Raw genomic sequence first — 24,429 nt, forward strand, 5'->3', positions numbered from 1 at the left:
ACAACTGTCCATCACAGCGGCGCCAAACTGGAAAAACACCTGGTCGCTGCCGGAGTTCGGGGGAGTGCCCTGCGGCTGCCTGAGCCATGGGCGTGTTCCATTGTAGCGACGCGCGGCGTGTCGCCGGGACACGCCAAGACCGAAAGTCGCCCAAGTCGTGTTTTCAGGCCCCGGCCGCGGCCACCGCCGCACCGACAATGCCCGCGTCATTGCGCAATTCCGCGGCGACGATCTTGGTCCGCACTTTGAGCAGCGGAAGCCATTTATCGGCCTTTTTGCTGACTCCGCCGCCCACGATGATCAGGTCCGGCCAGATCAGGTTCTCCAGGGACGAGATGTAGCGGGTGACCCGCTGCGCCCACTCCGTCCACGACAGGTCCTCCTCGTCCTTCACCGACGCCGCCGCGCGCGTCTCCGCGTCGTGGCCGTCGATCTCGAGGTGGCCGAACTCGGTGTTCGGGACGAGCTTGCCGTCGAGGAACAGCGCGCTGCCGATGCCGGTGCCGAAAGTCAGCAGGACCACCACGCCCTCCTGGTCGCCCGGCCAGCCGTAGCGGATCTCGGCCATCCCGGCGGCGTCGGCGTCGTTGAGCACGACTACGTCACGTTCGAGCCGCTTTCCGAACACGGTGGCGGCGTCGGCGTCGAGCCACGCCTTGTCGATGTTGGCCGCCGTGTGCGCGACGCCCTTCTTGATCACCGCGGGGAGGGTCACGCCCACCGGGCCGTCCCACTCGAACTTGGACACGATCTCGGCGACCACGTCGGCGACCGCGTCCGGCGTGGACGGGTTCGGCGTCGCGATGCGCACGCGCTCGCCGATCAGCCTGCCGGTCGCGAGGTCCACGACGCCGCCCTTGATGCCGGATCCGCCGATGTCGACGCCGAAGCCCTGGCCTGCTGCCGCACCCATCGCTCGACCTTCCTGTTCGATTCAGAACCAATTGTCCGCAGACATTAGCCGTCGTCGGTGGCGTGTGGTCGGATAGGCCGCGTGACGCTCACCCCACACGAGTTCCTCAAGATCGCGGTCGATGTCGCCACCCAGGCGGCCGACCTCGCCCGGACCGCCCGCGAGAGCGCCATCCAGGACGTCGACACCAAGTCCACCGCGACCGACGTGGTCACCGCCGCGGACCGCGCGGCCGAACGCCTGATCCGTGAGCGCATCGCCGAACTGCGCCCCGAGGACGCCGTGCTGGGCGAGGAGGACGGCGGCGCCGTCGGCGAGGGGGTCACCTGGGTCGTCGACCCGATCGACGGCACGGTCAACTACCTCTACGGCTACCCCTGGTACTGCGTGTCGGTCGCCGCGCGGGTCGGTGGGCACTCGGTCGCGGGTGCCATCGTCGAGCCGGTCAGCGGGCGCGTGTGGACGGCGGCCAAAGGCGAGGGCGCCTGGCTCGACGGCAGGCCGCTGCGGGTGTCCACGCCGGAGTCGGTCGAGCTGTCGCTCGTCGCGACCGGCTTCGCGTACTCGCGGGAGCGGCGCACGGCTCAGGCCGCCGTCGCGGCCCGGCTGCTGGGCCGGGTGCGCGACATCCGGCGCGGCGGATCGTCGGCCATGGACCTGTGCGCCGTGGCGGCGGGCTGGGTGGACGCCTACTACGAGCGGGGGCTCTCGCCGTGGGACTGGGCCGCGGGCGCCCTCATCGCCGCCGAGGCGGGTGCGTTGGTGTCCCGGCCCGGAGAGGACCCGGAACTCGGCCACGACGCCGTCTACGCCGCCGCGCCGACCATCGCCGACCCGCTCCGCACCACCCTTATCGACATCGGCGCAGGCGGCGACTATTAAGCGGCGCTCGGTGTTCTTCTAACAACGCTGGTTTAGGGCGCCGTCGATCAGGTCCTGGGGGATGGGGGCGGCGGGGCTGCCGTCGGCGAGCAGGCCGCCTTGGGCGTCCGGGTTCGACGCGGCCCACTCGGCGAGCGTCTCGACGACCTTGCGGGCCTCCGGGCTCGGCTTGAGGTGGTCGAACTTCTGGCCGATCGCGAAGTCGACGGTGCCGTCCTGACGCTCGTCGCGGACCAGTTCCGCGCACGGCTCCAGGAGGTTCAGCGTCCGCGCGACCGACATGCCCTGCTGCCCGAACCGGATCTGCGCGCGGCAGTCGAGCGACCCCCGCGGGTAGACCAGGTCGTTCGCCGGTTCGGCGATCTGGGTGAAGCCGAGTTCGCGCAAGGTCTCGGTGACGGCGCCCGCCTGGCGGTTCTGCCCGCTGGCGTTGATCACGCGCACCAGCGCGGTGCCCGCGGGAGCGGGGTTGGCCCGGTCGAGGCCCGCGCGGTCGAGGGTCTCGCCCAGCGGTGGGGGTGTGGTGCCGTCGGCGGTGACCGCGGGCGGCGGGGAACAGGACGTCTCGCGCGCGCTCGACCGGTCGGCTTTGATCACCTGGAGCCAGACGAGGCCAGCGGCGACGCCGAGGATCACGATGAGGATCAGCGCCGGGAGCGGACGACGCTTGCGGTAACGGCCTCCAGGGGCGTTTCGCATCACGTTGTCGGCCGCCACGATCGCGCCCTCCCTACGAACACCATGCCCTACCCCCGTAGGCATTGGGAGCCGGTTGCGCCGACTCGATTGTCGCTGCTGATCAGCCTATTGGATTCCGCGGATTCCGCAGCCCGGGCCGTGTCGTGGACCGCAGCTCCAGGATTGGCCTCCAGGAGCTGCCGTAAACGTGATCCATTGAGGGAATCGCACCACGCCGCCCGCTGGTGGGCAAGGAACGTGTCCGGACCGCAACACGCTGTAGATGATCTCATCCAGGCCGCCGACGCGCCCGAAACACCCCCAGGAGGGTGATGCTGTGCATGAGCGGCCGCTTATGGGCTACCCTCTGCCCGCTCCGGTCGCCGAAGAAGCCTGCCGAATCGATTCGGACGGCTGTGCCAAGCCCGACGCGACCGGCGAGACCACCGTCACTCTAGTGGCGGGCACAAACCGGGGTGCTGGAACGTTGACCAGCGGCACGACCCACATCCTGATGGACCGCAGGGGTGAAAGAAGATGGCTACCGACTACGACGCACCGCGCCGCAGCGAGGCGGACGATCTCGCTGAGGACTCTCTTGAAGAGCTCAAGGCGCGGCGGAACGAGAACCAATCCGGTGTCGTCGATGTGGACGAGACGGACACGGCGGAGAGCTTCGAGCTGCCTGGTGCCGATCTGTCCGCGCTCTCGGGTGAAGACCTCACCGTTCGCGTGGTGCCCAAGCAAGCCGACGAGTTCACCTGCTCGAAGTGCTTTCTTGTGCACCACCGCAGCCGATTGGCCGAGGACAACGGCGGCACGTACGTCTGCCGCGACTGCGCGTAAAGCCCACCACGCAGCGCGTCGGACTAGCACGACCTGGAACAGCCGGGCCTCCCCCTGGGGAGCCCGGCTGTCCTCATGCCGCCCTCATGCCTCGGAGGATCGCGGCCAGTTCCTCGGGCCTGCGTGTGCTGAACACCCAGTACGGCGTGGGGTCGGCGGGATCGGTCACCTGGACCCGCAGCAGCGGCCCGACCCAGCCCCGGTGCAGCATGAACGCGGCCGGGTCGAGGTGCGGACCCAGCACGCGGCGCTTGTCCTTGGCACCGAAGACCTCGACCTCGCCGACGAACTCCAGCGGCAGGTGCGCGTCGGCCACCCGCAACTCGCCGTCCTCGACGGCCACCTTCGTGCGGCCCGACCTCACGATGAGCGACAGCGCCAGCGGCACGATCACCACGTACGGCAGCCACGCCCGGACACCCGGGTAGCCCATGTGGATCTCGGCGGCCAGCAGGCCCGCGGCGATGAGCGGCAGCGGCCACCAGTACCAGGTCACATACAGGCGCTCGCGGTAGCGCTCGCCGGTGGTTTCGGGTGCGCGCGCACCCGTGCCTGAGGTATCTGTCACGAAGCCAGGGTAGTCTCGCCGCTCGTGCCCAGCGTGGAGGTCCTGCTCACCCGGATCGATCCGGACGTCCCCCTGCCGTCATACGCCCGTCCGGGCGACGCGGGGGCCGACCTGGTGACGACCGTGGATGTCATCATCGCCCCGGGACAGCGGGTGACCGTCGGAACGGGCATCGCCATCGCCCTGCCCGAGGGGTTCGCCGGCTTCGTCCATCCGCGATCCGGGTTGGCCGCCAAGGCGGGGCTGAGCGTGGTGAACACGCCTGGCACGATCGACTCGGGGTACCGCGGGGAGATCAAAGTCTGTTTGATCAACCACGACCTGACCACACCGATCAGCCTGCGACGCGGAGACCGGGTCGCGCAGCTGGTGGTGCAGCGGGTGGAGCACGCGGTGTTCCGCGAGGTGGACGAGCTGGGGGAGTCCCGGCGCGGCACCGGGGGATACGGGTCGACCGGCGGGCACCAGGTGCTCACCGGCTCGGCGGGGACGGAGGACTAGGTGGGACTGTTCGGGCGCCGCAAGCGCACTGCCGAGGAACCGGCCGTCGTCGAAGAGGACTTCGACGACTCAGACCATGACTCTGACGACGAGCTCGTTGCCCGCGATGACGGGCCGTTCGACGAGACCGAAGCTCCCGACGACGATTTCCCCCGGCTCGACCTGGGGTCGGTCCGCATCCCGGTGCCCGACGGCGCCCAACTGCAGGTCGAGATGGACCCGAGCGGCCCGGTCCGGGCGGTGCACGTGCTCACTCCGGTCGGCCAGCTCACGCTGAACGCCTACGCCGCGCCCAAGTCCGGTGGCCTCTGGCGCGAGGTCTGCGGCGAACTCGCCGAGCAGCTGCGCTCCGACGGTGCCACCGTCCGCAGCCAGGTCGGCGACTGGGGCCAGGAACTGAGCGCGTCCCTCGGCGAGGTCGCCCTGCGCTTCGTCGGCGTCGACGGTCCCCGCTGGATGCTGCGCGGAGTCGTCGCGGGCCCCCCGGAACTGGCCGACACCAGCGCCGAGGCTCTGCGGGCCATGGTGCGCAGCACGGTCGTCGTGCGCGGCACTCAGCCGATGCCGGTCCGCACGCCGCTGCAGATCGATCTGCCGCAGGCCATCGCCGAGCACATCGCCCAAGCGGGGGAGTGAGCACACAGGTCTGACACTTCCGTCGCACCGAGCCTCGGTAGTCCACAGCGACCGAGGCTCGGTCCACAGCTCTCGACCGCCCTCTGCCGTGCCGCCCGTTTCCACGAGAACGTGGTCGGGACAGCAGCGGCGGAAGGAGCGGGAACGTGTACGAGACGGTGGTGACGATCGTGGGCTGGATCTGCGGCGAACTCACGCGCAGGCGCACCGGGGACGATGTCCAGGTGGTCAGCTTCCGGATGAGAGCCCAGGAGCGGCGCTATGACCCCGACACCGGCGAGTGGTCCGATGGTGAGCGGATGTTCCTGTCCGTCCACTGCTGGCGCACGCTGGGTCAGAACGTGGCCGCCTCCCTGACGAGAGGCGATCCGATCATTGTCACCGGCAGGCTGTACCACCGGGAACACCTGGCGGAGGGAAAGCAGCGCCTCAGCGTCGAACTTGACGCGAGATCGGTGGGACCGGACCTGTCCCGGTGCGCTGTGACGGTGAGCCGGGAGGAGAAGGCGGCGGCATGAGGACAAGCCTGCCGTAGTTGCCGAGATCCGGTGCTGAGCCCACAGCCATGCCGGGCTGTGGGACCACGGATCAGACCCCCGCGGGCGGCACCTACGAAGCGTGGTTGTCGCCAGCCCCGACAGCGAGCAATGGCCTGCGGCGATGCCTCCGGGGCCCGGGCTTGGGCATGCGGCGACATGGCTCGTCTACCGGGTCGCCACCGCGCGAGGCTGCGGTCCCGGCATACCGGCTCGCGGTCCGCGACACGCCCTGCGACTGCGACAGCGGTTCGCGGCCTACGGCTCGTCGGTCGTCACCTCGGCGACCGGCAGCAGTTCCACCGTGGCGCCCGAGGCGGCCAGCAGGTGTGCCGCCGCGGCGCGGCGGGGGTCGGTGCGGTAGGTGGTCAGGCCGGACTCGTCGGCGAACGACAACAGGTGTACCTCGGTGCGCTCATCGAGTGATCGGAGTCTGCGGTCGAGGCGACCGCCGTGATCGGAGAGGAGGGGAAGCACGGTCGACTCATAGGCGAGGAACGCTTCGAGGCCGCCTTCGGGGATGCGGGCGATAGCCACGTACTCGATCACCCCTGGCTCGCCTTCAGCCACGCCAGCACCGTGGCCCGACCCAGGGCCTCCGGGTCGACGCCGATGATCTCCAGTCGGGTCGTGCACAGGGCGGCTTGGGGGAGGGCGCGGGTCCACGCGGTGGCGACTTCCATCGGGTGAATGGCGTCGTCGGTGCAGCCTGCCACTCCGCAGGGCATGGTCAGCCCGGCCAGTTCGTCGAGGGTGGGGGCGGGTCGGTCGGCTGCGGTGTCCAGGGAGTCGGCGAGGGCGTCGCCGTAGCCGGTCCAGGCTCGGGTGAGTTCGGTGGCCAGCCACCCGGGCACGTCGGCGACCGCGGCGGCGATGGCGGCCGTGGGGCCAAGCGACCGGACGGTGGTGGCGCTGTGGCGGGCGGCGACGGCCGCCGGTGCCGCTTCGGGCTTGCCGTGCCAGCCGGGCAGGGCCAGCAGCAGCCCGGCGCAGCGGTCGGGGTTGCGCACGGCCCACTCGGCCGCCAGGTGGGCACCCAGGGAGATGCCTCCGGCGATGATCGGCCCGTCCTGGGCGGCCTCGTCCAGGACGGCCAGATGGGCGCTGACCAGGTCCGCTCCGGGAATCGGCGCGGGCAGGACCGCCTTGAGGCCGACGGCGGCCAGCGGCACGTCGAACACCGAGCGCACGAACACGTCGTCGGAGCCGGTTCCGGGCAGCAGCACGGCGGTGCGGGCGCCAGTCGGCGGCTGGGTCACACTGGTGCCTCGTTCCTTGTCCTGTTGGTACCCCACGCGGTTAACCTGATTGTGCATGGGTCGTTCGTCGGGGCCGACCCCACCACAGAAGCGGATTCACATGGGCACCAAGGGGGACGGTTATTGGCACCGTCTGGTCAAACGACTGACCACCGACGTGGACGTGCTCGACGCTGACGACCTGTCCGAACAGGCCCAGGCGCACGGCGCGCGGCGGGCGAGTGAGTGTCACTCCGGTGACGAGGTGACCGTTCTCGGTCGTTTACGCAGCGTCGAGCTGTGTCCGCGGGACGCGGTGGCCACGTTGGAGGCCGAGCTGTTCGACGGGACCGAGGGCGTGACACTAGTCTGGCTCGGTCGTCGCCGGATCCCGGGGATCGAGCCGGGCCGCACCGTCAAGGCGAAGGGCCGGATCGCGGTCCGCGACGGCCGCAAGGTTCTGTACAACCCCTACTACGAGCTGCAGACCACCACATGACGCAACCGGCCCCTGAGGTCAACAAGCCCGCCGACGACGATCAGCCCATGCCCACCCTGCTGGAGCAGATGGGCGGAGTCAGCGGGCTGATCTATTCGTCCGTCCCGGTGCTGGTGTTCGTGCTCGCGAACGCCCTGTTCGGCCTCACGGTCGGCATCTGGAGCGCCATCGGCGTCGCCGTGCTGATCACCGTCCTGCGCGTCGTGCGCAAAGAGGCGCTGCAGCCCGCGATCTCCGGCTTCTTCGGGGTCGCGATCGCCGCGTTCATCGCGAACCAGACCGGTTCCGCCAAGGGCTTCTTCCTGCTCGGCATCTGGACCAGCCTCGTCTACGGCGGGATCTTCCTGCTGTCGGTGCTGGTCCGCAGGCCCCTGGTCGGCGTGATCTGGTCCCTGCTGAACGGTCTGGGCCAGAGCTGGCGCAAGGACAAGCCGTCGCGGCGGGCCTACGACATCGCGACGCTCACCTTTGTCGCCGTGTTCGCCGCGCGCTACATCGTGCAGAAGTGGCTCTACGACGAGGACCTCACCGGCTGGCTGGCCGTCGCCCGGCTCGCCATGGGCTACCCGCTCTTCGCCGTCGCGCTGGCCGTGACGGTGTGGGCCGTTCGCCGCGCCAAGCACCGCCAGGAGCTGCGTGAGGCGACCGAGGAGACCGACGAGCAGGTCGAGGCCCGGCTGCGTGCCAAATACGGCGAGACCTCCTGACACCGACGTAGAGCAGGCCATCACCCCCCGGGGTGGTGGCCTGTTCCGTACCCGGAGAAGTTTCTCTTCCGGCCATTTTGCGGAAGCCCGCCGTCGCGTAGACTTACGGTTACGTAACCGTAGGGACGTCTTGGGGGAGACGCCGGGAAATCCGAGGTAGCCAGCAGTGACGACCACTCTCGATGCCACACCGCCACCCGCCGCACCCGGATCGAAACCCCTCACCGACCGCCGCAGAGGCTTCGCCGAGCAGGCCGCGGTCTACGCCTTCGTCGTGATCCCCTTCCTCGCGCTCGCCGCCGCCGTGCCGTTCGCCTGGGGCTGGGGCCTGGGCTGGGTGGACATCGGCCTCGCGGCCGCGTTCTACGTGATCAGCGGCCTCGGCGTGACCATCGGCTACCACCGCCTGTTCACCCACGGCTCGTTCCGCGCGAAGCGCGGCCTCAAGATCGCGCTCGCCGTCGCGGGTCAGCTCTCCGCGCAGGGCTCGGTCATCGAGTGGGTCGCCGACCACCGCCGCCACCACGCGTTCTCCGACAAGGAGGGCGACCCGCACTCCCCGTGGCTCTTCGGCACCGGACCGGTCGCCATCGCCCGCGGCTTCTGGCACTCGCACGTCGGCTGGCTCTTCGACCGCGACTGCACGACCGTCGACCGCTTCGCCCCCGACCTGGTCGCCGACGAGGACCTCAAGGCCGTCGACCGGCTGTTCATCCTGCTCACCACGCTTTCGCTGGTCCTCCCGGCGGTCCTCGGCGGCCTGATCACCTGGTCCTGGTGGGGCGCGCTGACCGCGTTCTTCTGGGCGGGCCTGGTCCGCATCTCGATGCTGCACCACGTCACGTGGTCGGTGAACTCGATCTGCCACATGATCGGCGAGCGGCCGTTCAAGTCCCGCGACAAGGCGTCCAACTTCTGGCCGCTGGCGATCCTGAGCTTCGGCGAGTCCTGGCACAACCTGCACCACGCCGACCCGACCAGCGCCCGCCACGGCGTGCTGCGCGGCCAGATCGACATCTCCGCGCGCACGATCTGGATCTTCGAGAAGCTGGGCTGGGCGTCCAACGTCCGCTGGCCCACCCCGCAGCGCATCGAGAAGCTGCGAGTCGCGAAGTAAGCCTGAACAAGCGAAAGGCCCGCACCCCGATTGGGTGCGGGCCTTTCGTTGCTCTAGTGGCCGAGGGCCTTTCGGATCTCGTCTTCGACGTCGGCGGAGGCCACGAAGAGGAGTTCGTCGCCGCCTTCGAGTGAGTCGTCCGGCTGCGGGACGATCACCCGGCCGCCGCGCAGGATCGTCACCAGGGCCGCGTCGCGCGGGAGTTTGATCTCGCGCACCGCCCGCCCGGCCCACGGGGTGTCGTGCGGCAGCGTCATCTCGACCAGGTTGGCCTGGCCCTGGCGCAGGGTCAGCAGCTGCACCAGCCCGCCGACGCTCACCGCCTCCTCGACCATGGCCGCGAGCACCCGCGGGGTCGACACGGCGACGTCCACACCCCAGGCCGAGGTGAACAGCCACTCGTTGGCCGGGTCGTTGACCCGGGCGACCACGCGCTTGACCGCGAAGACCGTCTTGGCCAGCAGCGAGACCACCAGGTTGACCTTGTCGTCGCCGGTGGCGGCGATGACGCAGTCGCACAGCTGGATGCCCGCGTCCTCCAGCGACGCGAGCTCGCAGGCATCCGCGAGGACCCACTCGGCCTGTTCGACCGTGTGCGGCTCGAACTGCTTGGCCTCACGTTCGATGAGCATCACCTGGTGGTCGCCGCCGACCAGTTCGGCGGCGATGGAGCGGCCGACAGCGCCTGCTCCGGCGATCGCGACGCGCATCAGTGACCCTCCTCCGGCGCCTGGGCGGCGGCCGTCGTGACGTCGGTGACCGTGCCGGAGAGCGCGGCGACATAGACCTGGTCGTCGGCCTGGATGACCGTCTTCGACTCGGCCAGCACGCCGGTGCCGAACCGCATGATGAACGCGACCCGGCAGCCCGTGGCGCTCTGGAAGTCGCGCACGGTCCGCCCGACCCAGTCCTCGTGCACCGGCACCTGCAGCAGCGCGACCTTGCCCGACGGGTCCCGCCAGGCCGAGGCGACGCCATCGGGCAGCAGCGTGCGCAGCAGCCGGTCGGTCGTCCACGGCACGGTGGCCACGGTCGGGATGCCCAGGCGCTCGTAGACCTCGGCGCGCTTGGGGTCGTAGATGCGGGCGACGACGTGGTCGACGCCGAACGTCTCCCGGGCCACCCGGGCGGAGATGATGTTGGAGTTGTCGCCGCTGGAGACCGCCGCGAAGGCGCCCGCGCGCTCGATGCCCGCCTCGATCATCACCTGGCGGTCGAAGCCGGGACCCACCACCTGCTGGCCGTGGAAGTCGGCGCCGAGCCTGCGGAAGGCCTGCGCGTCCTTGTCGATCACGGCGACGGTGTGGTCCAGGCGCTCCAGCGCGTGGGCCATCGAGGCCCCCACACGGCCGCAGCCCATGATCACCACGTGCACGACCAGCCTCCTCGCAGGTAAATCACCCAAATCGGACGTCCGACGATCAGTCGGCGGACGCCACGGTTGAACCTACCGGTGCCTGGTCCGAAAGTGTGACGCGACCGCCTACGCTGTGCACCCGTGTCCAAGTTCTCAACGGCGGTCAAGCGACTGCTCGTCGGACGGCCATTTCGCAGTGACCGCCTGGCGCACACCCTGCTCCCGAAGCGCATCGCGCTGCCGGTGTTCGCCTCCGACGCGATGTCTTCGGTGGCCTACGCGCCGGAAGAGATCTTCTTGATGCTGTCGGTGGCCGGATTGTCGGCCTACACCTTCGCCCCGTGGGTCGGTGTGGTCGTCGTGGTCGTCATGCTCACCGTGGTGGCCAGCTATCGGCAGAACGTGCGCGCCTACCCGTCCGGCGGCGGTGACTACGAGGTCGCCACGGTGAACCTGGGCCGCAAGGCGGGGTTGACGGTGGCCAGCGCGCTGCTCGTCGACTATGTGCTCACCGTCGCCGTCTCCATCGCCGCGGCCATGTCCAACATCGGCTCGGCGGTGCCCTTCGTGGCGACCCACAAGGCGGAATTCGCCGTCCTGGCCATCGTGGTGCTGACCGCGATCAACCTGCGCGGCATCCGTGAGTCCGGAACCACGTTCGCGGTCCCGACCTACGCCTTCATGATCGGCATCATGGGGATGATCGGCTATGGCCTGTTCCGTGGTCTCGTGCTCGACCAGGAGATGCCTGCCGAGAGCGCGAACTTCGAGCTCCACGCTGAGCACGGCGAACTCATGGGCCTGGCCCTGGTCTTCCTGATCCTGCGTGCGTTCTCCTCGGGCTGCGCCGCGCTGACCGGTGTCGAGGCGATCAGCAACGGCGTACCCGCCTTCCGCAAGCCCAAGTCGAAGAACGCCGCGACGACGCTGCTGCTGATGGGCCTCATCGCCGTGGTGATGCTGATGGGCCTGATCGTGCTCGCGCAGCTGACGGGGGTGAAGGTCGCCGAGGACCCGGCGCAGCTGGTCAACGCCCCTGAGGGCTACGAGCAGAAGACGATGGTCGCCCAGATCGCGAGCGCGGTGTTCGCGGGGTTCCCGACGGGCTTCTGGTTCGTCACCATCGTCACCGCCCTGATCCTCGTGCTCGCCGCGAACACCGCGTTCAACGGGTTCCCGGTGCTCGGCTCGATCCTCGCCCAGGACCGCTACCTGCCCCGCCAGCTGCACACCCGCGGCGACCGCCTCGCGTTCTCCAACGGCATCATCGGGCTCGCGGCGTTCGCGGTCATCCTGGTCGTGGCGTTCGACGCCGAGGTCACCAGGCTCATCCAGCTCTACATCGTCGGTGTGTTCGTCTCGTTCACGATGAGCCAAACGGGCATGATCCGGCACTGGAACCGCAAGCTGGCCTCGGAGTCCGACCCGGTCGAACGCCGCCGGATGCGCCGCTCGCAGGCGATCAACGCGTTCGGCCTCGCGATGACCGGCGCCGTGCTGATCGTCGTGCTGATCACCAAGTTCCTGTCGGGCGCCTGGATCGCCATCGCCGCGATGGCCGCGCTCTACGCGATGATGACCGCCATCCGCAGGCACTACGACCGAGTCACGGCGGAACTGGTCAAGGCCGAGAGCGCTGGGCCGATCCTGCTCCCGTCGCGCATCCACTCGATCGTGCTGGTCTCCAAGCTGCACCTGCCGACGAGGCGCGCGCTGGCCTACGCCAGGGCGACCCGGCCGGACGTGCTCGAGGCCATCACCGTCAACGTCGACGACATCGACACCAAGCGGCTGGTCGTAGAGTGGGACAAGCAGGACTTCACGGTGCCGCTCAAGGTGATCGAGTCGCCCTACCGCGAAATCACCAAACCGGTGCTGGACTACGTCAAGCGGGTCCGCACCGACAACCCACGCGATGTGGTCACCGTGTTCATCCCCGAGTACGTGGTCGGGCACTGGTGGGAACAGTTCTTGCACAACCAGAGCGCCCTGCGGCTCAAGGGCAGGCTGCTGTTCCAGCCTGGCGTGATGGTGACCAGTGTGCCGTGGCAGTTGGCGTCCTCGGCGGGTGTGCACGTCGACGACGTGGTCGCACCCGGCCTGGTGCGCCGCGGCCTGGCCGTCGATGAGGAGGAAGAACGCCGGTGACCGACTGGACGGGACGACGGGTCGAAGTGGAGGTCGGCGCGGTCGCGCACGGCGGCCACTGCGTCGCGCGGGCCGAGGGGCGGGTCGTGTTCGTCCGGCACGCGCTGCCGGGGGAACGCGTCATCGTCGAGATCACCGACGACAAGGGCGGCTCGTTCTGCCGCGGCGACGCGGTGGAGGTCCTGACCGCCTCACCCGCGCGCGTCGAGCCGCCGTGTCCGCTGGCCCGGCCGGGCGGCTGCGGTGGCTGCGACTGGCAGCACGCCACCGGCGCGGAGCAGCGGAACCTGAAGGCGGCTGTCGTCGCCGAGCAGCTGAAGCGACTCGCGGGCCTCGACTGGGACGTCGAAGTCGAGGAACTGGCGGGCGGTCTGCTGCACTGGCGCACCCGCAACCGGCTCGCCGTCGACCGCCAAGGCCGCCCCGGCTTCCGCGCGCACCGCAGCCACAAGGTCATCCCGGTCGAGCACTGCCACATCGCCGCGCCGGGCACCGTCGACCAGGTCGTCGGCAAGAAGTGGAAGCCGCGCGCCGAGGTCGACGTCTCGGTCGACGCGAACGGCCGCACCCACATCAGCGAGATCAGCGAGGTGCGGCGCGAGACGGTGTCCCGCCGGGTCTCCGGCTCCGCGGTCGCCGTCGAACGCGCCGCCCGCCGCGACTGGCGGCTCGACGCCCACGGCTTCTGGCAGGTCCACCCGGACGCCGCGGACATGCTGGCCGAGGTCGTCTCCGAGTGGTCGGGCGCCAAGCCCTCGGCCTGCGCGTGGGACCTGTACGCGGGCGTGGGGCTGTTCGCGGCCGTGCTGGCCGAGCAGGTCGGCCCGGAAGGGTCGGTCATCGCGATCGAGTCCGCCCGGCGCGCGGCCGAGGACGGCGCCGACAACCTGAGCGACCTGCCCCAGGTCCGGGTATTCGCAGGCATGGTCGAACAGGTCCTGGTCGACGGCGACCTGCCCGACCCGGACGTGGTTGTCCTCGACCCGCCCCGCAAGGGCGCGGGCCGGGAAGTCGTGGACGCGATCGCGGCACGCTCGCCCGAGCGCGTGATCTATGTGGCGTGCGACCCGGCTTCGCTGGCTCGGGACGTGGCTTCGTTCGCCGGGCACGGATACCGGCTGACGCGGCTCCGCGCGTTCGACACGTTCCCGATGACGCACCACGTGGAGTGCGTGGCTCTGTTGGAGCGCTGACGAATGGCCCGCCCCGGCTTGGGGGCGGGCCATAACTGTCAGAGGGCGGTCAGTTCGATGATCCGGCTTCGCATGGCCGTCCGGTCGGCGGGTGCGACGGTGATCCATGGTCGCCCGTGGGCCCGGCGGCGCCCGGCCATACCTGTCAGAGTGCGGTCAGTTCGCCCATGGTCTCGGTGATCCGGCTGCGCATGGCCGTCCGGTCCGCGGGCGCCACCGTGATCCACGGCCGCCCGTCGGCCCCGGCCGTGCTGATCGCCAGGTACCGCCCGTCGTCGGCTCGGTCGAACCACCTGGCCGCGAGTGCGCGCCTGCGTCGCCCGGATTCCCGCAGGTTGATCCCGATCTGCCCGCCCGCCGGATGCGTGCCGCTCATCAGGTCCCGCAGGTGCGGAGCCCGGTCCTTGGGTTCCCACGGGCTCGTCTCCTCGGGAACCGCGCCCGCCAAAGCGTCCGCCGCCATCGGCTCCGGTCGCCACGCACCCGGTTTGCCCTCGGGCAGTTCGTCGAGGGCGGCGTCGACGAGCCGCTGCGGTGGGATCTCCCTCAGCGTCAACGTGCCGCCCGCGTGTGAGTCGGCGCCGGGTTCCTGTCGCAACAGGACCGTTCGCCCGTCGGTGCGGGCGGTGATCACCCGCACCGGCGACGACAGGTTCTCGCCGGCGAGCCACACCGAGTCGAGCCACTGCTCGGCGGAGGCCACCACCCGCAGCGCCCGTTCCAGCCCCGGATCGGGGGCGCTGACGTGGAACAGCCCGCGGTCACGCAGGCTGTCGCGCACGCGCAGCGCGATGGACACGCGGTCGCGGTCGGTCCGGCCGAAGCTGGGGACCTGCAGCGGGAACGGGTAGTCGCCCAGGTTCAGCGTCTGCCAGACGTAGTCGAACTCGGTGGTGGTCAGCGACCACGGCTGATCAGACACCGATGATCGGCCTTGCGCACGGCTCATCCGAGGCGAACAGCCCGTCGTCCTTCTGCACGAACTTGGTCAAGCGTTCCTCGTCCTCGTCGCCTTGCCCGCGCGCGCCGCCGCCGCCGAACGGGCCGCCGAGCCCGCCGGCGCGCCCAGCCGCGCCACGGCCCGCGCCGATGCCACCGCGACCGGCAGGCCGCATGCCCGCCCCCGCACCGAACCCGCCGCCCAGCCGACTGTCCGCCCCGCTGCCGGGCCCGCCTCCCGAGAGCCCGGAGGTGATCCCCGCCGCCGACCCGCCCCCGCCGGGGACCTGGCCGAACGAACTGGCCGACGTGCCCGCGGTACCCGGACTGGTCGACGACACCGCCGTCGCGAACGCGGGCGTGGTCGAGTCGACGTCGACGTAACCCTTGGAGTAGAAGCGTTCCATCACCTCGGCACCGCGCTGCTGGGCCTGCTGCTGCTCGGCGAACTGTTTGAACACGTCGCCACCGCCGCCGACCGTCGCGCCCGCCGCGGCGCCCAGTGCCGCGCCCGCGGCGATCCCGGCGGGGCCCGCGGCGGCACCGGCGATCGCGCCGACCACACCGCCGATGATGGCCCCCTCGGCCGCCACGACGAGCAGTCGCTGCCAGTTGAAGTCCTGCGGCTCCGGCAGGTTGATCTTCGCGAGGTCCACCGCGGCCGCCGCCTGGTGGATCCGGATCCCGGTGCCGTCGATCGCCGCGCCGAACGCCGAACCCCACTGGGCGAAGGCGGTGCAGTACCCGTCGGCGGCCGTGGCGGCGGGACCGGTCCAGGTCTCGGCGACGGCCTCGGTCACCTCGCGGCGGAACGTCTCGAAGCTGTCGGCGATCTGGCTGCCGAGCGCCTGCCAGGTCGACCCGGTCTCGGCCATGGCGTCCGGGCTGATGGCGTCGAGCAGCGCGCGCATCTCCTCGAGCTGCCACGCCTGCCAGTTGTCGAGTTCGGCGATCGTCGGGGCGTCGTAGCCCGCGCCCGCCGCGTCGGCCTGCTTGTCGCCCTGGGCCGCGAGCGCGTCGTGCCGGGCGCCGCCGTCCGCCGTGGCCGCGGCCTGGCCGCGCTCCTGGGCGTCGCGCGCGCTGGGGCCGTCGGTGCCGACCAGGGCCGACTGCACTTCCAGGATGGGGGCCAGCAGCTGTTCGACGGGGTTCACGCGCCGGTCCTCTCCGCCAGGTTCCGGAACTGGGCAGCGGCCGACTCATCGGTGTGGTCGTAGCCCGCGGCCGCGTTGTCGTAGCTCGCGCCGAGCCGGGCGAGCAGGTCTCGGGCCTGGGTGAGCAGGTTGATCAGCGAGTCGGGGCCGTCACCCGCCTTCGCGGTGAACTTGTTCGACAGCGACTCGCCGACCGCGCACTGGCCGAAGTTGTCGGTGCGCACCAGTCCCCGGGCCGTCTCCAAGGCGCTGTCGATGCGGTGCACCTGGTCTCGGCAGGCCTTGGCGGCGCGGCGGGCGCCGCCGGGGTCGACGCTGAACCGGTCGGTGTTCAGCAGCGTCTCGATCTGGCTCTGGCGCCCGATCAGCTCGGCCAACGCCCCCGCGGAATCGGCGAAGGCCGGGTCGTTCGGTCCGCGCACTGCTACCCCCAGATTATGCTCATCATTCAGATTACGATCCCAATGCTACCGGGCGTGGTCGTTCGGAAGCGGAAAATGTCTCGATTGCGCCGGGTACCCTCTCGGCACCCATAGATCGACTCAGTAGGGACATCGACCCAGTAGGGACACAGCAGTGACATCGCGCCGACTGCCTCGGGCCGAGCGGGCCGCGCTGACCCGGGAGGAACTGCTGGCCGCCGCCAAGCGGGTGTTCGCCCGCCGCGGGTACGCGGGCGCCTCGATCGCCGACATCGCCGAGGAAGCCGGCTATAGCCACGGCGCGGTGTACTCGAACTTCGAGAGCAAGCAGGACCTGTTCTTCGCCCTGTTCACGGAGAGCACCGAAGACCGGGTCGCGGTGATCAAAGCCTTCTTCGCCGCGGCGGGCGGCACGTTCGCCGAACGCGTCAAGCTGCTCGCCGACGAGAGCACCCGCCAGGTCCACCTGGACCCCGACCGGTTCCTGCTGAACCTGGAATTCTCGATCGTCGCCGCCCGCGACCCCGCGCTGCGCGCCACATTCGCCGACCGGATCGAGTCCATTCCCCGGGCGGTCGCCGAGATCATCGCGGCCGAACAGCGAGCGGGCCGGATCCGGGCCGACGTCGACCCGATGGAACTGGCGATCGGCCTGCACGCCCTGAGCATCGGCCTGGGAATCGACCACTGGATCGTGCCCGGCGCGGTCCGCCCCGAGTTCTACGGCGAACTCGTCGGCTACATCATGTCCGCGATCACAATCCCGAAGCCCGACGCAAGTTAGTCCCGCGAGTCGCCCCGCCCGGCAACTGAGTCGCCCCTCCAGGCGAATGAGTTCGACATTCGGGCAGGGCGAATGTCGAACTGACTTGCCTGGAGGGGCGACTCACTTGCCGGGAGGGGCGACTCGCGGTCTCGGATCAACCGTCGCTGGGTGAGCGGGTTGGTCAGGGGCGTGGCGGTCCTGGCGGGCGGCCGGGGCCGTTGGGCGGCGGGAAGCCCGGTTGGGGTGGGCGGTTTCCCATGGGCGGGTGGCTGGGGCCCGGCATGCCGCCACTGGGGAACGGGCCACCGGGACCGGCCGGGCCGCGTCCGGCTCCGGGCGGCACAGGTCCGGGACGTGCGGGTCCGCCGGGTCCAGCGGGCGTGGGAGTCGCGGGACCGCCAGGTCCAGCAGGCGCGGGACCGCCAGGTCCACCAGGCGCGGGACCGCCAGGCCCGGCAGGTCCCTTGCCGCCCACTCCAGGGGTCTGACCAGCGGGAACAGGCCCACCCGGCGCCGGAATACCGCCTGCGGGCGTGTGCGCGGCCTGGGTCTCCGGGGACACCGCGGGCGGCATGCCTGCCCGGGCCCGCAGCCAGTCGGGGATGTGTTCCTCCGATCGGGGGAAGAATCGGAGCTCGTCCATGAACCCGATCGGCGGCGGCACCCGGCGCCACGCCGGTTCCACATCCGGCTCGAACTCCACCGCGAACCCTCCCGGCGGCTCGATCTCGTAGACCGCGACCAGCCAGGTCCCCCGACCAGGCCGGTACATCCCGCCGCGCAGCCGGGCGAAGCCGGAGACCACCTCGGTCGGCGGGCGGATCGCGTGTTCCTGCCCGTCATGGGCGGTGATCGTCAGGTCGACCTCGACGTGGCGGCCCGCGGAGCGGTACTCGGCGCGGATCTTCTGCCAGTGCTGACCGGCGACGCGCACCATCGCCCGGCCGACGTCCTTGGTCAGCCGATTCTGTTCGACCGGGTCCATCACCGGCTGCGGTTCCGTCATCGTTCCCCCACCACAGATCCCCCCATACGTGCGTGCGGAACCATACCGGGCGTGTGGGTTCGGTGTGCACGTTCGGTGATGATCGCGTGGATGTGTGCGACGCCTCCGGCGAGCACACGGACGCCCCTCGTAGACTGGATGCCGCAGGTACAGCCGACTAGGACGACGAGGTGACCACGCGGTGACGCTGCTGGAGTCCGTGCACGAACCGGCTGATCTGACCCGATTGACGCCGGAGGAGCTGGATCGCCTCTCCATCGAGATCCGCGCCTTCCTTGTCGACAAGGTCACCAAGACCGGCGGCCACCTGGGCCCCAACCTCGGCGTCGTCGAGCTGACGATCGCCCTGCACCGGGTGTTCGACTCCCCGCGGGACACACTGATCTTCGACGTCGGCCACCAGGCGTACGTCCACAAGATCCTCACCGGCCGCCGCGACGGCTTCGACGACCTGCGCCAGCAGGGCGGCATCTCCGGCTACCCGTGCCGCGACGAGAGCGAGCACGACCACGTCGAGAACAGCCACGCCTCGGCCGCGCTGTCCTATGCCGACGGTCTGGCCAAGGCCTACGAGCTGCGCGGCGAACGCCGCAGCGCCGTGGTCGTCGTCGGCGACGGCGCGCTGACCGGCGGCATGTGCTGGGAGGCGCTCAACAACATCGCCGCGGGCACCGACCGCTCGGTCGTCATCGTGGTCAACGACAACGGCCGCTCCTACTCGCCCACCATCGGCGGCGTCGCCGACCACCTCGCCGCGCTGCGGCTGCGCCCCGGCTACGAGCGGGCGCTGGAGGAGGGCAAGCGGGTCCTGCAGGGCACGCCGGTCGTCGGCAAGCCGCTCTACGCCGCGCTGCACGCGGCCAAGCGCGGCATCAAGGACGCGCTGAGCCCGCAGGCCATGTTCGAAGACCTCGGCATGAAGTACATCGGCCCGGTCGACGGCCACGACTTCGAGTCGCTGGAGTCGTCCCTGCGCCGCGCTAAGGACTTCGGCGGGCCGGTCATCGTGCACGCCGTGACCCGCAAGGGCAACGGCTACCCGCTGGCCGAGAACGACGAGCTCGACCAGATGCACCAGACCGACCCGATCGACCCGGTCACCGGCAAGCCCCGCAAGTCCAAGGGCACCGTGTGGACGTCGGTGTTCGCCGACGAACTGGCGAAGATCGGCGCCGAGCGCGAGGACGTCGTGGCGATCACCGCGGCCATGCTGCGCTCGACCGGCCTGGCCCCGTTCGCCGAGCGGTTCCCGGAGCGCTGCTTCGACGTGGGCATCGCCGAGCAGCACGCGATCACCTCGGCGGCGGGCATGGCCATGGCGGGCCTGCACCCGGTCGTCGCCATCTACTCGACGTTCCTCAACCGGGCGTTCGACCAGCTCCTGATGGACGTCGCGCTGCACAAGCAGCCGGTCACCGTCGTGTTGGACCGCGCGGGCATCACCGGCCCGGACGGCGCCAGCCACCACGGCATGTGGGACCTGTCGATCCTCGGAGTGATCCCGGGAATCCACATCGCCGCCCCCCGCGACGCCCTCACCCTGCGCGAGGAACTGCGCGAGGCAGTGGCGATCGACGACGGCCCGTCGGTTCTGCGCTTCCCGAAGGCCACCGTCGGCGACGACATCCTGGCCGTCGAACGCATCGGCCCGGTGGACATCCTGCGTCGAGGCGAGACGTCGGACGTGCTGTTGGTGACGGTCGGCTCCTTTGCGGAGCTGGGCTTGGCCGCCGCTGACCGCTTGGCTGACCAGGGCATCGGCGTGACGGTGGTGGACCCACGCTGGGTCGCCCCCGTGCCCCGCGAACTGGTCGACCTGGCCGCCAGGCACCGCCTGGTGGTGACGGTCGAGGACAGCGGCAGGCACGGCGGCTTCGGCTGGTCCCTCGCGGCATTGCTGCGCGACAGTGACGTGGATGTGCCGCTGCGCGACCTGGGCATCCCGAACGAATTCCACGCCCACGGTTCGCGCGATGAGGTGCTGGTCAGGTTGGGTTTGACAGCTCAGGACGTGGCCCGACGGGTCACCGGATGGGCATCGGACCTGATCGGCGGCACCGAGCCGGAAGACGCCGAGCGGGTCGGTCGAGTCCTGCCGTAGGACTCGGCGGACGGCCTGCCCGACCTTGTCCACACTGGTGTGGCAACGTTGTACCCGTGCGGATCCTGATCGTTGAAGACGAACCAGCGCTGGCCGAGGCGATCGCCCGTGGCCTGCGACGTGAAGGCATGGCGGTCGATGTCGCCCTGAACGGGGACGACGGCCACGAGAAATCCAGCTTCACCCGTTACGACGTGGTGGTGCTCGACCGCGACCTGCCCGGCATGCACGGCGACGAGCTGTGCCGGGAGATCGTGGCGTCCGGCGCCCTCACGCGGGTGCTCATGCTGACCGCCAGCGACGCCGTCGAGGACCGGGTCGAGGGTCTCTCGTTGGGTGCCGACGACTACCTCGCCAAGCCTTTCGCCTTCCCCGAGTTGGTCGCCCGGGTGCGCGCCCTGGCCCGGCGGGCGACCCCGGTGACACCCCCGGTGCTCGTCGCCGGTGACGTCGAGCTGGACCCGGCGCGGCGGATGGTGTCACGGGCCGGGCAGCCCATCGAGTTGACCCGCAAGGAGTTCGGCGTCCTGGAGGTCCTGCTCGCCGCCCGCGGTTCCGTGGTCAGCAGCGAGGAACTGCTGGAGCGGGTCTGGGACGAGAACGCCGACCCGTTCACCACGACCGTTCGCGTCACGGTCATGACGCTGCGCAAGAAGCTCGGCGATCCCGGTGTGATCGACACCGTCGTCGGGTCGGGTTACCGAGTGCCCTCCTCCGCGGGCAGTCAATGAGCGGACGCCGCCGCGGCCTGGGGCTGCGCGCGAGGATCACGCTGCTCACCACGGGGCTCGTGGCGGCGGTCAGCGCGTTGCTGCTGTGGCTGGGCTGGCTGCTCGCCGGGGGTGTGGTGGCGTCGGTGCCCTCGCTGCCCGAGGGGTCGACGGTTGTCGTCGGCGGCGTCCGGGTCCGCGCCGACCAGCTCGCGGACGCCTTGGCCGAGAACGCCCGGGAACGGGTCCTGCTCGCGGGTTCCGTCGCGTTCGTCTGTGTTGTCGCCGCGACCGCGCTGCTCGCCTGGGTGATCACCGGCCGCGTCCTGCGCCCCCTGCGCGAGGTCACCACGACCGCGCACCGCCTCTCGGTGGAGTCCCTCGGCGCGCGCATCGGCCACCGCGGCGCCCGCGACGAGGTCGCCGAACTCGCCGACACCTTCGACGCGATGCTCGACCGGCTGCAGGCCGCCTTCTCGTCGCAACGCCAGTTCGTCGCCAACGCCAGCCACGAGCTGCGGACCCCGCTCGCGGTGATCCGCACCGAACTCGACGTCACCCTGGCCGACCCGGACGCCGACGAAGCCGAGCTGCGCCGCATGGCCGAGGTGGTCCGCTCCGCGACTTTGCGCGCGGGCGAGCTGGTCGAGGCCCTGCTCGTGCTGGCCCGCACCGACGGTCTCGGCGTCAACGTGACCGGCCCGGTCGACCTGTCGGCCGTCATCGCGGGCGCTTGGCGGTCCGCCAGAGTGGAAGCCGAACGCCGTGGTGTGCGGGCCACCTTCCACGAGTCCGGTGCCCGGGTCGCGGGCGACGCCGCCCTGCTGGAACGGGTCGCGGGGAACCTGTTGGAGAACGCCGTGCGGCACAACGTCGACGGCGGCTGGATCGACGTCCGCACCGCCCATACTCCACAGTGGACAATGCTGACCGTGTCGTCGTCCGGCCAGGTCGTGGAACCGGATCGGGTGGCCGAGCTGTTCGAGCCCTTCCGTCGCGGCGGGGTCGACCGGACGGCACACACGGGAACGGGCCTGGGGCTGTCGATCGTGCGTGCGGTCGCCCGCGCGCACGGCGGCCATGTCACCGCGGAACCCGTGCGGGGCGGCGGTTTGACGGTCACCGTGCACCTGCCGTCCCTGCCCTGAGTCAGGGGCTGACCCAGGGGCATCCTGGATGTGCGCCGGGATGCGTGCCGGATCGCCTCCATATCGGCGCGATCGCGGCGGCGAACGGATTGCCGTCTCGACGTGATCTCGATCTGACGCACTTCAGTGGTTGCCTCAAAGGGGATACGAGCCGTCCGATCGAGTGATGGGCTGCGCGGAACGCCTGGTCTGATGGGCGGATCAGAGAGCTGGTCACAGTCGCTCGATGAGTCCCTTGGCGTCGTAGGGGGCGCGGACTTTCACGTCGTTGTCGAAATACACGAACACGTCCCCGTTCTTTCGCCACCGCTCGACCTTCTTCGCCCACTCGTCCAGCGCCTTGTCCGTGTAGCCGCTCGTGTACAGCTCCTCATCCCCATGCAGCCGCACGTACATGAACTCCGTCGTCACCTCGTCGAACAGCGGCCACCGCCCGGCCGTGTCCGCGACCACGAGGGCGATCGCATTGTCCCGCAACAGTTCTACGAACTCCTCACGCGGATAGTCCGGGTTGCGGACCTCCAAGGCGTAGCGCAGGGGCCGGTCCGCGTCGGTCTCGGTCCATGCGCGACCGTCCAAACGGGAGTCATGGGACTCGGCGAGTTTCGCGGCGGCCTTGGTTGTCCGTGGCTGTTTATCGAAGAAGCCCGCGAACAAGTCGCGGTCGTAGCGGAAGTTCTCCGGCAACTGCCACAGGATCGGGCCGAGCTTGTCCCGCAGCGCCAACACTCCTGAGGCGAAGAAGTTCGCCAATGTCGTGTCCGAGTCCTTGAGGCGTTTCATGTGCGTGATGAATCTGGGGCCCTTGACCGAGAACACGAACCCCGAAGGCGTCTCGTCATGCCACCGCTGGTAGCTCTCCGGACGCTGCAACGAATAGAACGACCCGTTGATCTCGATCGACGACACCTGCCGCGACAGGTACTCCAACTCGCGTTTCTGGGTCAGGCCCTTGGGGTAGAACGTGCCGCGCCAGGGCGGGTAAAGCCAGCCTGACGTCCCGATTCGCACGTCGCTCATGGGTGATCAGCCAACCACGAACCGCGATACCTGCTGGCCACAGCGTCAAGCCTACCTGCGGAAATGTGGTGGCCGACACCCTGGCGAGACATTGCCGTGGCCGTTTCGTTACGTTGCCTCGGGCTCGAAAGAGCCGACCCCGTCCCCGAGGCATAGCGGTGATCCACGATATGGCAGGTCGACATAGCAACAAGGCCGCGAACTGGCACATGCCAGTCGCGCTCGCCGTCACCACCGGCGCGGTGCTCGCGGCCACGACCTGGCTCGCGGGCAGCGATCCCGATGTGCAGAACGCCGGCGCCGCAATGGCCATGGCGGCGCCGGTGACGACCACGTCGACCACGACCACCACGACGACCACCACCACCACCGTCGCCCCCACGACGACGACGACCACCACCGTGCCCCCGGTCATGACCACCCCGCCCCCGGTCACCACCACCACGGTGAAGACGACCCCGCCGCCACCCCCGGCCACGTCGTGCTCGACCAAACTGGACGGCGCACAGCCACACGTGGCGCAGGTCGGCAACCACATCGCCGCGAAGTTCGGCGTCGACGACATCGGCGGAGCCGCCGGTCGCAGCGGCGGAGCCAGTGACCACCCCGAGGGCCTCGCCCTGGACTTCATGGTCGACACCGCCAAGGGCAACGCCATCGCCGACTACCTCCTGGCCAACCGCCGGGCCTTCGCCGTCACCTACGTAATCTGGCGCCAGCGCTACAACGACGGCAGCGGCTGGTCCACCATGGAAGACCGCGGCGGTGCCACGGCCAACCACTACGACCACGTCCACGTGTCCTTCCGCGCCGGCGCCAAAGTCACCGTCACGTGCTGAGCGGCCTACAGTGGGGACATGTCGGCCCTCTGGGACCGGACACCCTTCCCGGCTGAGCACGCGGTCCCGATGGCCGCGGGTCTGCTGCTGCACAAGCGCACACGGGCACGGCTGCCGAGGGGTTTCGCCCCGGCAGGGTGGACGCTTCTCTCCGCCGGAGTGGGGCTCAACGCGTGGGCGATCCGGGCCCAGTTCGCGGGCGGCCTCGACCAGGTGGACCGGCTCGTGACGACCGGCCCGTACGCGCTCATCCGACACCCCATGTACACGGGCTGGAGTCTGCTCCACCTCGGCGGCGCGCTCGCGGCCCGCTCGCCCTGGGTGCTCGCGGGCTGGCCGGTCGCGTTCGCCCTGGTGCACCGCGCCGCGCTGCGCGAGGAATGGGAGCTGGCCGCCCGGTTCAGCCGGGAGCAGGCCGACTACGTCCGTCGAGTTCCGCGCTACCTCCCCAGACGGCACAGCGCCCCCGGAGTCCCCGAAGGGACGCCAGGGGCGCCGTGAGCAG

The 24,429-nt window shown here is 70.3% G+C and carries 28 protein-coding genes; 16 read left to right on the forward strand and 12 right to left on the reverse strand.

Annotated elements, in window-relative coordinates:
* Positions 1-163 precede the first annotated feature (163 nt).
* Positions 164-913, reverse strand: a complete 750-nt coding sequence (ppgK, locus tag ACUZ2Y_RS28815) for a polyphosphate--glucose phosphotransferase (RefSeq protein WP_476324766.1) — start codon at positions 911-913, stop codon at positions 164-166.
* 81 nt (positions 914-994) lie between these two features.
* Here ppgK and ACUZ2Y_RS28820 point away from each other — a divergent pair, with 81 nt between their 5' ends.
* On the forward strand, positions 995-1,795 hold the full coding sequence (locus ACUZ2Y_RS28820; protein ID WP_476324768.1) for an inositol monophosphatase family protein: 801 nt from the start codon (positions 995-997) through the stop codon (positions 1,793-1,795).
* 18 nt (positions 1,796-1,813) lie between these two features.
* Here the strand turns inward: ACUZ2Y_RS28820 and cei are convergent, their stop codons facing one another.
* On the reverse strand, positions 1,814-2,512 hold the full coding sequence (gene cei, locus ACUZ2Y_RS28825; RefSeq protein WP_476324770.1) for an envelope integrity protein Cei: 699 nt from the start codon (positions 2,510-2,512) through the stop codon (positions 1,814-1,816).
* Between the two features lie 498 nt (positions 2,513-3,010).
* Here cei and ACUZ2Y_RS28830 point away from each other — a divergent pair, with 498 nt between their 5' ends.
* Positions 3,011-3,319 carry a DUF4193 domain-containing protein gene (locus tag ACUZ2Y_RS28830; RefSeq protein ID WP_091371191.1) on the forward strand — a complete coding sequence of 103 codons (309 nt, stop codon included), beginning with the start codon at positions 3,011-3,013 and terminating at the stop codon, positions 3,317-3,319.
* A 73-nt stretch (positions 3,320-3,392) separates the two neighbouring features.
* Here ACUZ2Y_RS28830 and ACUZ2Y_RS28835 read toward each other — a convergent pair whose 3' ends face one another.
* Positions 3,393-3,887 (reverse strand): DUF3093 domain-containing protein, encoded by a 495-nt coding sequence (locus tag ACUZ2Y_RS28835; protein WP_476324773.1) that lies wholly within the window; start codon positions 3,885-3,887, stop codon positions 3,393-3,395.
* A 24-nt stretch (positions 3,888-3,911) separates the two neighbouring features.
* On the opposite strand from ACUZ2Y_RS28835, the gene dut reads away from it, so the two are divergent.
* The 3 genes from dut (at position 3,912) to ACUZ2Y_RS28850 (ending at position 5,542) form a co-directional block, all read left to right on the forward strand.
* Positions 3,912-4,388: a dUTP diphosphatase gene (gene dut, locus ACUZ2Y_RS28840; protein WP_176926727.1), complete on the forward strand. Its 477-nt coding sequence runs from the start codon at positions 3,912-3,914 to the stop codon at positions 4,386-4,388.
* Positions 4,389-5,024, forward strand: coding sequence for a DUF3710 domain-containing protein (locus tag ACUZ2Y_RS28845; protein ID WP_476324775.1), 636 nt, complete (start codon positions 4,389-4,391; stop codon positions 5,022-5,024).
* Positions 5,025-5,170: 146 nt separating this feature from the next.
* Positions 5,171-5,542: a single-stranded DNA-binding protein gene (locus ACUZ2Y_RS28850; protein ID WP_476324777.1), complete on the forward strand. Its 372-nt coding sequence runs from the start codon at positions 5,171-5,173 to the stop codon at positions 5,540-5,542.
* Between the two features lie 276 nt (positions 5,543-5,818).
* Here ACUZ2Y_RS28850 and ACUZ2Y_RS28855 read toward each other — a convergent pair whose 3' ends face one another.
* Both ACUZ2Y_RS28855 and ACUZ2Y_RS28860 read right to left on the reverse strand, forming a co-directional pair.
* On the reverse strand, positions 5,819-6,130 hold the full coding sequence (locus ACUZ2Y_RS28855; RefSeq protein WP_476324779.1) for a hypothetical protein: 312 nt from the start codon (positions 6,128-6,130) through the stop codon (positions 5,819-5,821).
* Positions 6,106-6,855, reverse strand: coding sequence for an alpha/beta fold hydrolase (locus ACUZ2Y_RS28860; protein ID WP_476324781.1), 750 nt, complete (start codon positions 6,853-6,855; stop codon positions 6,106-6,108). Before ACUZ2Y_RS28860 ends, ACUZ2Y_RS28855 begins: the two co-directional genes overlap by 25 nt.
* Positions 6,856-6,919: 64 nt before the next feature.
* On the opposite strand from ACUZ2Y_RS28860, the gene ACUZ2Y_RS28865 reads away from it, so the two are divergent.
* The 3 genes from ACUZ2Y_RS28865 (at position 6,920) to ACUZ2Y_RS28875 (ending at position 9,121) form a co-directional block, all read left to right on the forward strand.
* Positions 6,920-7,297: an OB-fold nucleic acid binding domain-containing protein gene (locus ACUZ2Y_RS28865; RefSeq protein WP_476324783.1), complete on the forward strand. Its 378-nt coding sequence runs from the start codon at positions 6,920-6,922 to the stop codon at positions 7,295-7,297.
* Complete coding sequence (locus ACUZ2Y_RS28870; protein WP_476324785.1) at positions 7,294-8,004, forward strand: DUF3159 domain-containing protein; 711 nt, start codon at positions 7,294-7,296, stop codon at positions 8,002-8,004. The genes ACUZ2Y_RS28865 and ACUZ2Y_RS28870 overlap by 4 nt, the downstream gene beginning before the upstream one ends.
* A 166-nt stretch (positions 8,005-8,170) precedes the next feature.
* Positions 8,171-9,121: an acyl-CoA desaturase gene (locus tag ACUZ2Y_RS28875; protein WP_476324787.1), complete on the forward strand. Its 951-nt coding sequence runs from the start codon at positions 8,171-8,173 to the stop codon at positions 9,119-9,121.
* Between the two features lie 53 nt (positions 9,122-9,174).
* On the opposite strand, the gene ACUZ2Y_RS28880 is transcribed toward ACUZ2Y_RS28875, so the two are convergent.
* Together ACUZ2Y_RS28880 and ACUZ2Y_RS28885 are read right to left on the reverse strand one after the other, a co-directional pair.
* A complete protein-coding gene (locus tag ACUZ2Y_RS28880) occupies positions 9,175-9,831 on the reverse strand; it encodes a potassium channel family protein (protein ID WP_476324789.1) in 657 nt (218 codons plus the stop codon).
* Positions 9,831-10,496 (reverse strand): potassium channel family protein, encoded by a 666-nt coding sequence (locus ACUZ2Y_RS28885; protein ID WP_187222225.1) that lies wholly within the window; start codon positions 10,494-10,496, stop codon positions 9,831-9,833. The genes ACUZ2Y_RS28880 and ACUZ2Y_RS28885 overlap by 1 nt, the downstream gene beginning before the upstream one ends.
* Before the next feature lie 123 nt (positions 10,497-10,619).
* Between ACUZ2Y_RS28885 and ACUZ2Y_RS28890 the strand changes: the two genes are divergently transcribed.
* Together ACUZ2Y_RS28890 and ACUZ2Y_RS28895 are read left to right on the forward strand one after the other, a co-directional pair.
* A complete protein-coding gene (locus ACUZ2Y_RS28890) occupies positions 10,620-12,626 on the forward strand; it encodes an APC family permease (RefSeq protein ID WP_476324792.1) in 2,007 nt (668 codons plus the stop codon).
* The gene (locus ACUZ2Y_RS28895) at positions 12,623-13,819 is read left to right on the forward strand and encodes a class I SAM-dependent RNA methyltransferase (RefSeq protein ID WP_476324794.1); all 1,197 of its coding nucleotides are present in this window, start codon (positions 12,623-12,625) and stop codon (positions 13,817-13,819) included. The genes ACUZ2Y_RS28890 and ACUZ2Y_RS28895 overlap by 4 nt, the downstream gene beginning before the upstream one ends.
* Before the next feature lie 145 nt (positions 13,820-13,964).
* Here ACUZ2Y_RS28895 and ACUZ2Y_RS28900 read toward each other — a convergent pair whose 3' ends face one another.
* From ACUZ2Y_RS28900 to ACUZ2Y_RS28910, 3 genes are read right to left on the reverse strand one after another with little or no spacing between them, the layout of a single operon-like run.
* Positions 13,965-14,741 carry an ESX secretion-associated protein EspG gene (locus ACUZ2Y_RS28900; protein ID WP_476324796.1) on the reverse strand — a complete coding sequence of 259 codons (777 nt, stop codon included), beginning with the start codon at positions 14,739-14,741 and terminating at the stop codon, positions 13,965-13,967.
* On the reverse strand, positions 14,734-15,912 hold the full coding sequence (locus ACUZ2Y_RS28905) for a PPE domain-containing protein (RefSeq protein WP_476324798.1): 1,179 nt from the start codon (positions 15,910-15,912) through the stop codon (positions 14,734-14,736). Before ACUZ2Y_RS28905 ends, ACUZ2Y_RS28900 begins: the two co-directional genes overlap by 8 nt.
* The gene (locus tag ACUZ2Y_RS28910) at positions 15,909-16,334 is read right to left on the reverse strand and encodes a type VII secretion target (protein WP_476324800.1); all 426 of its coding nucleotides are present in this window, start codon (positions 16,332-16,334) and stop codon (positions 15,909-15,911) included. The genes ACUZ2Y_RS28905 and ACUZ2Y_RS28910 overlap by 4 nt, the downstream gene beginning before the upstream one ends.
* A gap of 154 nt (positions 16,335-16,488) precedes the next feature.
* Here ACUZ2Y_RS28910 and ACUZ2Y_RS28915 point away from each other — a divergent pair, with 154 nt between their 5' ends.
* Complete coding sequence (locus tag ACUZ2Y_RS28915) at positions 16,489-17,118, forward strand: TetR/AcrR family transcriptional regulator (protein ID WP_476324802.1); 630 nt, start codon at positions 16,489-16,491, stop codon at positions 17,116-17,118.
* 163 nt (positions 17,119-17,281) lie between these two features.
* On the opposite strand, the gene ACUZ2Y_RS28920 is transcribed toward ACUZ2Y_RS28915, so the two are convergent.
* The gene (locus tag ACUZ2Y_RS28920; RefSeq protein ID WP_476324804.1) at positions 17,282-18,106 is read right to left on the reverse strand and encodes a hypothetical protein; all 825 of its coding nucleotides are present in this window, start codon (positions 18,104-18,106) and stop codon (positions 17,282-17,284) included.
* Between the two features lie 181 nt (positions 18,107-18,287).
* Between ACUZ2Y_RS28920 and dxs the strand changes: the two genes are divergently transcribed.
* The 3 genes from dxs to ACUZ2Y_RS28935 are packed head-to-tail and all read left to right on the forward strand — an operon-like array spanning position 18,288 to position 22,065.
* Complete coding sequence (gene dxs, locus ACUZ2Y_RS28925; RefSeq protein ID WP_476324806.1) at positions 18,288-20,207, forward strand: 1-deoxy-D-xylulose-5-phosphate synthase; 1,920 nt, start codon at positions 18,288-18,290, stop codon at positions 20,205-20,207.
* A 56-nt stretch (positions 20,208-20,263) separates the two neighbouring features.
* Positions 20,264-20,938, forward strand: coding sequence for a response regulator transcription factor (locus tag ACUZ2Y_RS28930; protein ID WP_476324808.1), 675 nt, complete (start codon positions 20,264-20,266; stop codon positions 20,936-20,938).
* On the forward strand, positions 20,935-22,065 hold the full coding sequence (locus ACUZ2Y_RS28935; protein WP_476324810.1) for a sensor histidine kinase: 1,131 nt from the start codon (positions 20,935-20,937) through the stop codon (positions 22,063-22,065). Before ACUZ2Y_RS28930 ends, ACUZ2Y_RS28935 begins: the two co-directional genes overlap by 4 nt.
* 213 nt (positions 22,066-22,278) lie before the next feature.
* Here the strand turns inward: ACUZ2Y_RS28935 and ACUZ2Y_RS28940 are convergent, their stop codons facing one another.
* Positions 22,279-23,085 carry a DUF72 domain-containing protein gene (locus ACUZ2Y_RS28940; protein WP_476324812.1) on the reverse strand — a complete coding sequence of 269 codons (807 nt, stop codon included), beginning with the start codon at positions 23,083-23,085 and terminating at the stop codon, positions 22,279-22,281.
* 170 nt (positions 23,086-23,255) lie between these two features.
* Here ACUZ2Y_RS28940 and ACUZ2Y_RS28945 point away from each other — a divergent pair, with 170 nt between their 5' ends.
* Together ACUZ2Y_RS28945 and ACUZ2Y_RS28950 are read left to right on the forward strand one after the other, a co-directional pair.
* A complete protein-coding gene (locus ACUZ2Y_RS28945; RefSeq protein ID WP_476324814.1) occupies positions 23,256-23,924 on the forward strand; it encodes a VldE C-terminal domain-containing protein in 669 nt (222 codons plus the stop codon).
* Between the two features lie 18 nt (positions 23,925-23,942).
* Entirely contained in the window at positions 23,943-24,425 is a 483-nt protein-coding gene (locus tag ACUZ2Y_RS28950) for a methyltransferase family protein (RefSeq protein WP_476324816.1), read from the forward strand.
* Positions 24,426-24,429: the final 4 nt, after the last annotated feature.

Source organism: Actinokineospora sp. UV203 (assembly GCF_056323665.1).